Annotated in this window: 8 protein-coding genes; 3 read left to right on the plus strand and 5 right to left on the minus strand. The window is 36.2% G+C overall.

Annotation, left to right across the window (positions count from 1 at the left end; all coding sequences use genetic code 11):
• Positions 1 to 81: 81 nt before the first annotated feature.
• On the plus strand, positions 82 to 1464 hold the full coding sequence (gene ccoG, locus L647_RS0102630; RefSeq protein WP_024609818.1) for a cytochrome c oxidase accessory protein CcoG: 1383 nt from the start codon (positions 82 to 84) through the stop codon (positions 1462 to 1464).
• A 31-nt stretch (positions 1465 to 1495) separates the two neighbouring features.
• Here the strand turns inward: ccoG and L647_RS0102635 are convergent, their stop codons facing one another.
• From L647_RS0102635 to L647_RS0102645, 3 genes are all read right to left on the minus strand, one after another.
• Positions 1496 to 1909, minus strand: a complete 414-nt coding sequence (locus L647_RS0102635) for a hypothetical protein (protein ID WP_024609819.1) — start codon at positions 1907 to 1909, stop codon at positions 1496 to 1498.
• Between the two features lie 161 nt (positions 1910 to 2070).
• Complete coding sequence (locus L647_RS0102640) at positions 2071 to 2988, minus strand: M14 family metallocarboxypeptidase (RefSeq protein WP_024609820.1); 918 nt, start codon at positions 2986 to 2988, stop codon at positions 2071 to 2073.
• Between the two features lie 115 nt (positions 2989 to 3103).
• Positions 3104 to 3841, minus strand: a complete 738-nt coding sequence (locus tag L647_RS0102645) for a hypothetical protein (RefSeq protein ID WP_024609821.1) — start codon at positions 3839 to 3841, stop codon at positions 3104 to 3106.
• A 211-nt stretch (positions 3842 to 4052) separates the two neighbouring features.
• Here L647_RS0102645 and L647_RS0102650 point away from each other — a divergent pair, with 211 nt between their 5' ends.
• Together L647_RS0102650 and L647_RS1000000125570 are read left to right on the plus strand one after the other, a co-directional pair.
• Positions 4053 to 6920, plus strand: a complete 2868-nt coding sequence (locus L647_RS0102650) for a UvrD-helicase domain-containing protein (protein WP_024609822.1) — start codon at positions 4053 to 4055, stop codon at positions 6918 to 6920.
• A 125-nt stretch (positions 6921 to 7045) separates the two neighbouring features.
• Positions 7046 to 9310, plus strand: a complete 2265-nt coding sequence (locus L647_RS1000000125570; RefSeq protein ID WP_024609823.1) for a GGDEF domain-containing phosphodiesterase — start codon at positions 7046 to 7048, stop codon at positions 9308 to 9310.
• A 15-nt stretch (positions 9311 to 9325) separates the two neighbouring features.
• On the opposite strand, the gene L647_RS0102660 is transcribed toward L647_RS1000000125570, so the two are convergent.
• Positions 9326 to 9913, minus strand: coding sequence for a hypothetical protein (locus L647_RS0102660; RefSeq protein ID WP_024609824.1), 588 nt, complete (start codon positions 9911 to 9913; stop codon positions 9326 to 9328).
• A gap of 155 nt (positions 9914 to 10068) precedes the next feature.
• A complete protein-coding gene (locus tag L647_RS0102665; RefSeq protein ID WP_024609825.1) occupies positions 10069 to 10773 on the minus strand; it encodes a transporter substrate-binding domain-containing protein in 705 nt (234 codons plus the stop codon).
• Positions 10774 to 10930: the final 157 nt, after the last annotated feature.

Genomic DNA, 10930 nt, shown 5'->3' on the forward strand with positions numbered 1-10930 from the left:
ATCAATGATGTAAATAAAATTTCAGCTTGGTCTGAAAGTTGCAAATACTTGCTTAATACCCGTCATTATAAAGCAAGTACTATGAAGTTTGATATTAAAGAAGAAGACATGATTATTAAGCCCTATAACACTGAAGGGCCAATTTATATCCGCGAGCAAAAAGGATTTTTTCAGCGCATACGCCGTAATTTAGGTTGGCTGCTAATGCTAACTTTTATTGCAATACCGTGGATCCAATATAACGGACAACAAGCTGTGCTGCTTGATGTGGCAACGCAAACCTTTACTATTTTTGGTCTAACACTCCTTCCTCAAGATTTTATGATTTTAGCCCTGCTATTTATGGTAGGGGCTTTTGCATTATTTTTTGTAACTAACTGGCTTGGTCGGGTTTGGTGTGGTTATACGTGCCCGCAAACTATATGGATGCTCATGTTTTCGTGGGTAGAGCAACGCATAGAAGGCACGCGAAATCAGCGAATTAAATTAGATAAATCACAGTGGACGCTAAGCACTTGGCGCAAAAAAATAACTAAGCACAGCGCGTGGATTGTTATTTCCGTTTTAACCGCCACCTCGTTTATGGCGTATTTTATTCCGGCAAAAAGTTTGTATATGGAAATGCTTACGTTTGAATGGTCAGGTATAACGAGCTTTTGGGTGTTTTTATTCGCTTTTTGTACTTATGGCAATGCAGGGTTTTTACGCGAAAAAATGTGCACAATTGCTTGCCCGTATTCTCGTTTTCAGGCTGTTATGTTTGATAAAGATACGTTACTTGTTACATATGATAGTGAGCGAGGTGAAAACCGTGGACCACGTAAACGCAAAGCCGATCCAAAAGAGCTTAACTTAGGTGACTGTGTAGACTGTAACTTATGTGTAGAGGTATGCCCTGCGGGAATAGACATTCGAAATGGCTTGCAGTATGAATGTATAAACTGTGGCTTATGTATTGATGCCTGCGACGATACCATGGAGAAATTTGGTTACGAGAAAGGCTTAATTAAATACGCCAGTGAAAAACAAATGGAGGGAGGCAAAACCAATCCATTTAGATTAAAGCTAGTAGGGTATGGTGCATTAACAGCTTTGTTAATCATTTCTATGTTTGCATGGATGCTGCAACGTACACCAATAGAAGCCTCAGTACTACGAGATAGGAATGCGCTCTACAGAGTGAACTACGAGGGCTTAGTAGAAAATCCTTACACACTTACTATTATTAATAAAACGCAGCAAGCACTGCATTACAGTATTGCCATAGAGGGTTTGCCAGGGGCAACGCTCTCAAGTCCGAGAGCTACGCTTGTACAGCCTGGGACGATGAAAAGAGTCCCCGTTACTGTAACAGCCGATGGTTACGATATTGAGCGTAAAGTGAGTAAGTTACAATTTATTGTAACAGCGCAAGAAGACGCCAGCATTACGATAACCAAAGACAGTCAGTTTTATAAAAACTGAGATTGATAAAGTAAGGTCAGCAATTTTTATATCAGTTGACCTGCTTACTTTTTAAGTTGTGAGAAATGAACTGCTTTGCGCTATCTAAATCTGTAAACAGGCATTCACTAAAATTAACATTTCTTTTGGCGCATTTTAAAATACGCTTCATTTGATTTATAGCGATAGCGGATGTGAGTACAAACGCGCTAATTAGGCAATTATTTGCTGCCATTAAACGGCTAATATTTATCATTTCTTTTTCTGCCTCAGGTGTTGCAGCTAAAACATCGAAAGAATCACTAATATAAGCCCAAGGCTGATTTTTGAGGGATTTTATTTTTTCGCATAATTCAATTTTAAACGCATGAAGAAGCGCCGAGGTGATGTACCCCGTAAAGTGAGCTATAACAACGTTATTTTCAGTATAAAGACTTACTTGTCCATATTGATTCTTAAACCCCAATGTATACTCCTTAAATTTGAGGGAAAGTTAACCTTATACTTTTAAATCCAATAAAACCAGTTCTTTTGGATTGTTTTTTGTTGTTAAGTTGTTACTTGTGCATAGTTGTTTTAACGGGTATCGAATTTAATGAATACCCGTATTTGAAGGAGGGATTAATCTTATATAGAGGTTTTAATGTAATTTAGCGCGCTCGTTATAACGGCGACTTGTGCCAATATACATTCTTCATCTGTAGCAGTTGGGCTATCTGGGTATACCTCTGTTGTTGTTACATAGGGTGCATCAGTAAAGCCCATACATAAACCTAACTCTCGAGCTGCATAGTTAATCACACCAAATTGCTCTTGAGGTACGCCTATTAGCTGGTTATTTTCATCGCTCGGTGCAATATGAGTTACCTTTGCAACGCTTTCTATGATGACTTTTTGAAACTCCGGCTCAGGTTTTTTGCTATCTGCAACTAAATAAAACCCGTCAGGTATGTTCCAGTTAGTATTAGTGGTGCCTTCACGCGCAGCGAGTGCGGGTCTAAATTCACTGTTATCGCTATCCGTTGTTTCGTGTAAATCAATATGAGCGACTAAGTCAGTACCTAATGATTTTACAAACGCCATAATAGCTGCTGATTCTTGAGCTGGGCTGCCCTCGTAAAATGAGCGGTTAGGATCAATGGCGTCTGGGTTCCAGCGGTTTATAGTTTCATATCCCCAAGGGCTAATGCAGGGTGCAATTATAATATTAAACTGCTCTGAGTGTTGCATAGCCGATGTTTTAGCAAACCTAAGCGCGCCATGTACGCCACTAGTTTCGTAGCCATGCACACCACCGGTGATTAAAACAGTTGGTTTATTAGCATTAAAGTTGGGCGTTTTTAATATATATAATGGGTAAGTGCCAGCGGCGTAATTAAGCTCGCCGTATTGCTCTATATTTAAGGTGCTCTTAAGGTCATTAATTAGCGTTACGACTTCGTTTTGGTAACTGCGTTTAATGTTTTGGCGTGTTAACCACTGGGCTTTATCGTTGTCATTCCATTTTTTGCCAGGTGTGCCAATAGAGTATGTGCTGTTAGTCATAATAAACCTTTATATCAATTGCAATTAGCTCCTACATAGAGAAGAAGTATTAAATGCAATTGGTAAAATTACTTAATAAAGGTATAGCTTAACGCTGAGTAAAATAGCGTGCAAATTAAAACGTTAAAGTCATATTGTTTATTGTGCGCTGTTGCTTTGCTTGAATATAACTTTGACTTGCAAATTCATCTGAAATAGCACCAAAGCGTACTCGTTCAACTATAATAGTTAAATTGCATGTTTTACTTTTATCTATTTGCGCGTTGTTAAACATAGCTAAGCTGTTTAGCTTAAATGAGTAACTAGAATATTTAATCTCACTGAGCATTGATTGTATTAATGTTTCGCCGTTGCTATTTGTACACTTACTGATTAACTCAATACTACTCACACTATTAGGATCAGTACCGTCTAGTTGTACGGTTATCGTGTTATTTAATCTAAAGTTTTGTTCGTTACTTGGTGTTAAAATAATAAAATTAAGTGGGAGTTCAACACTTGAGTGTGCATTTATTTTATTATCACGATTAAATAAAAGATCAAATGGCTCGTTATCGTCAGTTATATTTATATACGCTTGGTAATCAACGTCTAAAAAATCGGTATCTTTTTTAAGTTCAACAGCCGTGTTTCTTATTATTACCTGCAGTGCATCGTTATCGCTTAATACAATATTTGAACCGTTAGCGTCGCCAGCATTTAACTCAGCGTTAACGCGAGTACGATTTCCGTCAGATACAAGCTCAAAACCCGCCCATATCCCTTTTGTTTTTATTAAGTCAGACTCTGTTTCTGATATGCAAGCGCATAAAATTAAAACTATAGTCGCTAGGGCAAAGCATTTTTTTAACATGTAAGCTCCTTCATTTGTGAGCGCATTGTTACACAGAGCATTATTTATAAATGTTTAAATTTGTTAACAAGTGTAAAATAAATTTTAAATAAAAGATTTAAACAAACTGCGTTATTCTTTTTTTAGTGAAATAGTAGCCTGTGTTATGAGTAAATTTATTATAAAAGAGTATGTTACAATCGCTTTATAGTCTGTTTTTGTATTGAGTATTATGGCGCAGTATATTGCCACACCAAGTTGGTTGGGTCGTTTTTTTACCCGTATTAAGCAGGTAAATATTGAGCAAAAAATGCTTGTTATCTACTTTAGAGATAACACTAAGCAGCAATTTTTATTAAGCGATTTTAGTAACTTTACTGTGCTGCAAAATCGCTTGTTTAGTGCAAAAATTAATTTAAGTGATCGTAACAACACGTGTATTAGCTTTTTAAATAAAGCCGAAGCAGACGTGCTCAATAAAGCGTTAAATCAACATTTTGCAAATACACTAGAGCAAAAAATAGATAACGCTAAAATACTTTTAAAGCGTTGTTCTTTAGATGAGTTTTTGCGCGATAGTTCCATTGAAATATTGGATAAAGCTGTTTTTTCTTTAAGTAAAGATTACGCACATAACCAAATAGTATGGCAGCAGCATTTAACGCCCGTTAGTGTAAAGTTTTTAAGTATTTTAGGTAGTACACCAAAAACAGCAGACGCTGTAGCGCAGTTACGCCATAAATATGAACAAAAGCAGCTTACCCTCAGAGATGACTTTTATAATAGTGTTGAGTCTAACCCGCTAACAACAGAGCAACGCTTAGCGGTTATACGCGATAACGATAAAAATTTAGTACTAGCAGCAGCAGGTACAGGTAAAACGTCAGTTATGGTGGCTAAATCACTTGATTTAATAGCGCGAGAAGTAGCTAAACCAGAGCAAATATTAGTGCTTGCCTATAATAAAACGGCAGCAGAGGAGCTAAAAGAACGTTTTATTAAACGCGCAGCGCACGTCAATTTAAATACTAAACCACCGACTATTTTAACGTTTCACGCGTTAGGACTAAAGTTATTGCAAAGCGCTAAAAAGCCTATTGAACTTTCTACATTTGCTACTGATGACTTGCAGCAAAAAAACTGGTTAACGGCATGGCTTACTAAACAAATACAAACTGACCCCAGATTTTTAAAAAAATTTATAGATTTACTTCACGAGCCTGTCGATATTTTTAGTTTTAAAAGCAGTGCAGCTTACGAACGTTACATACGAGATAACGACTATCAAAGCCTTGCGGGCTATAAAGTTAAGAGCTATCAAGAACTACTTATTTCAAATTGGTTATATTTACATTCGGTTGATCACGAGTACGAGCCAAGCTATAAAAAAATGCAGGGTTTATCAGAAGAAAATATAACCCCAAATGTGCAATATAATCCTGATTTTTACTTATCAAAATACAATATTTATTTAGAGCACTTTGGTATTGATAGAAAAGGTAATACACGCGCCGATATAAATAAAAAACGCTATAACAAGCAAATAGCTTTCAAGCGTGATCTACATAAAAACAATGGCACTACTTTGCTCGAAACCTTTCACTACAATTGGCTTGAAGGCAAGTTAGAACAGCGTTTAAGTAAACTTTTAAAGCAACATAGTGTTGCGCTTACTCCCTTGAGCGATGACGAAGTATTAACCACGTTAAATAACTCAGGGCAGTTACAGCAAGGGGTTGAAAAATACTTAAAGTGTTTGCAAGCCATAAGGGCTGAGCAACTCAATAATACGCAAATAAAGCAGCGTATAAAGCAAAGTGGTCTTAAAAACTATCAGCGTTATGCAAGCATGCTTACAACTATTCATAATGCTTACACGCAAGAGCTAAGTGCGCAAAACGCCATTGATTTTGACGATATGATTATTCATGCCACTAAAGCTGTAAAAAAAGGTGAATTTGATGTGCCTTGGAGTCATATTTTAGTTGATGAGTTTCAGGATATATCGGGTGCGCGTATGGCTTTTTTAAATACGCTTATTAATAAAGGGCAAGGTGTGCGCTTTACTGCGGTAGGTGATGATTGGCAGGCTATTTATCGCTTTTCAGGTGGTAACCTTGCTCTTACTACGCGCTTTAATAAATTGGTTGGAAGCCACTCCCTAACTATGCTGCAAAAAACATTTAGGTATAACAACAGTATAAGTGATGTGNTGGCAGGGCGTTTTGTAATGCAAAACCCAGAGCAATATAAAAAGCATATTACCACCCACACGCAAGTGAGCACTCCTCAAGTTACTTTATTAGATGACTTATATAAAGGCTCTAAATCACTTGAAATAAAAGTTCAGCAAACGATTAGTACTATTCAAAAAAATGATGCAACAGCAAGTATTGCGGTACTTAGTCGATACCGGTACATGCTTAATAGCGTGCAACAACACTTAAAAAATAAAAAGCATACTAATAAATTACATTTTTGGACGTTGCACAGTGCTAAAGGGCTTGAAGCCGATTACTGTATAATTATTGGTTTAGAGCAAGGTAAATTGGGTTTTCCTAATGATAATCAAAATAATTTGCTGGTGGAGTCGTTATTACCAGAGCAAGACAGCTTTACTCACTCTGAGGAAAGGCGTTTGCTGTATGTAGGTATTACGCGCGCTAGGCATAAAGCGTATTTAATTGCTGACCCCTATGCGTGCTCAGCATTTATAAAAGAATTAGTAAATGACGATTATCCAATTCAAATAGCCTCAGCATTGTTTACTAAGTCGCAACTAAAACAAAGACAGTGCAGTACATGTAGTGATGGCTTAGTTATGCCTAAAAAAGGACAGTATGGTAATTACTATACTTGCACTAACATGCAAATTTGCGAAACTAAATTACGGGTCTGTAAAGGCTGTAAAGGTCCTGCTATTGATAAAACTACATACTCACAGTGTGTAAATACAGAATGTAATGCACGGATCCCTATTTGTGAAATATGTGGACGAGAAATGCGTAAACGAAAAAGTAAACAGGGTGATACTTTAAGGTGTAGTGGTTTTTCTATTAAAGAAAATAATTGTAAAAACACAAGGGAAACAGGTGTTTAAAATAAAAACAATTCAAATGATGCACACCCGTTAATGTCGCGTTAATAGTTCGGTTACATTGATTTTATTGATTTAATTGCACTATAGGGGTTTAATTGCGCAATCTGTCCCCATTATTGTTTGTTATGCACTATTTAAGTAACTTTTTTTTATTAAATGACCAACTCGTGCCTTACGGGAAAATAGCTAATTGGCGAATAAGTGCACTGCGTATAACACTTACTTTAGTAATGCTGCTGTGTTTTGGGATCGCATGTCACACTTACTCAAGCGCTATCGAATTAAATTTAATTTATATAGTCGCACTCACAATTAGCTTTTTTGTAAGTGTATTAATTTTGCTCATAGCAAGTAAACGATTTTATGTGTTTAGTGCTCATGCATTATTAGTGGCAATTGTTGCCGCTAGTATAGCAATGAACTTATTTTTAACTGATTTAGAGCTCGCTAAAGTAGGCTCTATGTTTATGTATTCTTGCCCCATTATTTCGTTGATGCTGTTGGGCTATAAAACAGCGCTTAGCTATGCTGTTTTAAATATAGTCCCTTTTTATATGATTACTAAAAATATAGATTTGTCTGATGTTACGGGGATAGCACAGCAATTACCGGATGCAAACTTATACATTACGGGATTAATATTTTTATTTTTTAATATTTGTATTCCGCTTGCTGTTGCGCGCACGATTGTTGCCGCTAAGCGTTTAAACAAAACAATAATGACAGCTAATACCCACCTTAAAGATAAAAATGAGCTATATAGAACTCTTTTCACTGAGTCAAATAAAGCAAAAATAATTGTTGATGAAAATTTCGTTATTAGTGATTTGAATCAGCAAGCTATCGAGATGTTTGCTATTAAAAATAACATTAAAGAGAAAAATATAAAGCTATCAAGCTTACTTCCTTCACTTGATTATAATAAGCCAAACACTCAAAATCAGATTGTGAAATATAAAGGGAATTATTTACAAGCTAATTATCAGTATGTTATGAGTGCAAATTACCGAGTGTATGATTTTTATGATTGCACACAAGAGCAACTCATCAAACAAAACTTATCGATGATGGAGCAAGAAAATAAACGTTTACGTTTTAGAGATTCACAAACAAAATTACCAAATCGAGAATATTTTGAAATACAATGCGATAAGTTAAGCGCTAAATATCAAAAAGATTTTTATATCGTTGTTACACAAAGCGCAAATAATGAATACTTAGACTTAAAGCTGACTAAAGCCGATTCCCAAACATTACTTATTAATGCTTACAAACGTTTGAAAACAATGACAGAAGGTCCGCTTTTATGCGCGTATATAGGTGCAGGAAAGCTTGCCTTTATTATTAGCGCTGATTTGCAAAGTGAGTTGCAGAACAAACTGTTAACGCAAATTAAAAGCACATTAGATAAAACATACAATGTGCTTGGTATTAAGTGCCAGCAATCGTTTTTATTTGGCTTTGCAAAATACCTAGATCATGGAAAAAACAGTGCAATAGTACTCAGTAATGCATGCGAAGCTCTTAAACTTGCAAATTGTAATATTCCTCTTAGTGGTTATAACGAGAAACAATCACAAGCTTTTATAGAAAAACACGAAATTTCAATGTTATTAGACGAAGCCCTACAGCAAAATGCTCTGTCGGTATATTATCAACCTAAAGTTAACTCAGGTGGTGAATGTATAGGCCTTGAGGCATTAGCACGTTGGAATAGCCCAATACTAGGTAATGTATCGCCGGTAGTTTTTATTCCTATTGCAGAAGAGTACAGGATGGTTAGTCGATTAACCGACCTAATTATTCAAAAAGTATGTGCTCAAATTGCCGATTGGAATAAAGCCGGTATACCTAATGTGCCGGTGGCAATAAACATATCGTTGATTGATTTTAGTCAAACCGATTTCATGTCAAAACTTGTAAAGCATTTAGCCTATTTTGATGTGAAACCTCATCAAATAGAGCTAGAACTTACCGAAACCTCTCTTGAGGCTAACCAAGCTCACTCACTAAATCTTATGCAAACACTACAGTCGTGGGGTTTTACAATTTCGGTAGATGACTTTGGAGTAGGGTACTCTAATATTGCGCGCCTTGCTGATTACCCAATTAATAAGCTCAAGTTAGATCGCTCTTTAATAAGCCAAGTAACTAATTCTGCTCGTCAACAAAGCTTAGTAAAAGCAATACATGTTATGTGCGAAGAGCTTGATATAAAATGTGTAGCCGAGGGCGTAGAAACTCAAGATCAAGTAGAAATAATGACGCAAATGGGCTGTAAAGAATTTCAAGGATTTTACTTTGCAAAACCAATGGCAGCAGATGCTTATCGCGATCATGTTAAAAGGTATGGATTGAGATTTTTAATTGATGAAGCGATTGAATCGTAAGCTTATATTTATTATCTAGCTTGTTTTATCAACCAAGTGTCCGTGGTTATATAAGTTAGCAAATTGGCGTTTATGTTCTTCAAAGAGGTAAGTTCTTAATTGTTCTTTACCAGCATGGATACGCGTGATCTTTGCTGCTATTCCATCACTACTTTGCCTTATAGGCTCAATATCCATCGATATACATTCTTCGTTTGGTAAAGTAAATTGCATATGCTTTACTCTACTTAAGCGCTTATTTTTAGCTAAAGGCTTTAAAAATATCCCAGTGCTTGATATTGATTCAATACAAAATCCTTGGCTTTTAATATTTAACTGACTCCAACGCCAACTACGTTGAGTACCCTTGGTATCTATAACTTCGGGTGCACTTAAAGTTGGATTAATTACTCCAGATGTGTCAATTTTTAAATGAAGTGGAAACCAAAGTTGGTAATGCGCCACTTCTGCCAACAATGTTAAATTGGCATTACTCAATAGATGGGCAATACTTGCAGGCACATTGCTTTGCATCGTCAATATATGATTATGAGCAGAAAGTGCCTTTTGCTCTGGTTTAAATAATTCAGAGAAAAAGTCGAGTTCGTCGGTTGAAAAATCCATATTTCACCTTTGCTACAATAAAACGCAACCGTAGTTCAAACAAAGCTTATGGTCAATAAACACATTGTTTAAATATGTTTGGCTGTTGTTTAGGTGTTGCTTAGATAAAAAGTAATACAGAGGGAGGTGCTATTATTAATTAAATTAGGATTTAATTAATAACTAGACGTTATACGCTCTCTTTCGCCGTTAGCTATGATAGCAAATAAGCCTTTTTCAAATATTGCCTGGTAGTGTTGACTTTGAGGGTGCAATTTCGAAAATGCCAAATAAATATCAGTGCCTTCATTGATAAAAGCTAATTCAATTTCGTCAGGGAGTTTATGTTGTCTTTTTAGTAAATTAGCCACTTTAACAAATATTAAAGCACTATCTAATCTTCCCAGTATTAAACGTTTTACATTAACTTCATCGGAGCTTGTTGGCTGGGCGTATATATACTGCTCAGAAACTAAATCGATATGATGTTGCCCATAACCAAACCCACGAACAACACCTACAGATTCACCACTAAAGGTTTCTCTATCAACTGCTATTAACGGTTTATTCGTATTGTAATAGTACGCAGAATAGGCTTCGTATAGTGGTGTGCTGCCAAGTAGATATTTTTGTTCTGTAATTTTATCTATTGGAACATTAAAGCCCGCAATGTAAGTTCCTGTATCTAGGTAGTGAAGTACACGCGCATACGGAAACACATGAAACTCAACATCAACATTCTGTGTAGCGAATGCCGCAGTTATAATTTCATGCGCCATTCCAGTGCCATTTGGGTTAGCAAAAGGTGCCCAAGCGTCTTCTGCAGCAATAATAATTTTATTATTATCAGCCCAGGTCGAAGTAGGTAAAAGTAATAACACCTAGATTCAAATTGTAAGTGCATAACTTGTTTTGGCTAGATTAAGTGGTCAGTTGCTCATAAGCTAACTGCTTTTTCTCCGGCAAGAGATTTTACAATGAGACATTACAAACAACTGACCTATGCGCAAAGATGCCAGATCGCCGTTCTAAAGAAAA

The sequence above is a fragment of the Pseudoalteromonas sp. TB64 genome (genome assembly GCF_000498095.1).
Lineage (GTDB): Bacteria > Pseudomonadota > Gammaproteobacteria > Enterobacterales > Alteromonadaceae > Pseudoalteromonas.

Coding starts and splice junctions, on each gene's coding strand:
- L647_RS0102640 (WP_024609820.1), bottom strand. CDS start 2,988: ATGACTAACAGCACATACTCTATTGGCACACCTGGCAAAAAATGGAAT.
- L647_RS0102645 (WP_024609821.1), bottom strand. CDS start 3,841: ATGTTAAAAAAATGCTTTGCCCTAGCGACTATAGTTTTAATTTTATGC.
- ccoG (WP_024609818.1), top strand. CDS start 82: ATGAAGTTTGATATTAAAGAAGAAGACATGATTATTAAGCCCTATAAC.
- L647_RS1000000125570 (WP_024609823.1), top strand. CDS start 7,046: ATGCACTATTTAAGTAACTTTTTTTTATTAAATGACCAACTCGTGCCT.
- L647_RS0102660 (WP_024609824.1), bottom strand. CDS start 9,913: ATGGATTTTTCAACCGACGAACTCGACTTTTTCTCTGAATTATTTAAA.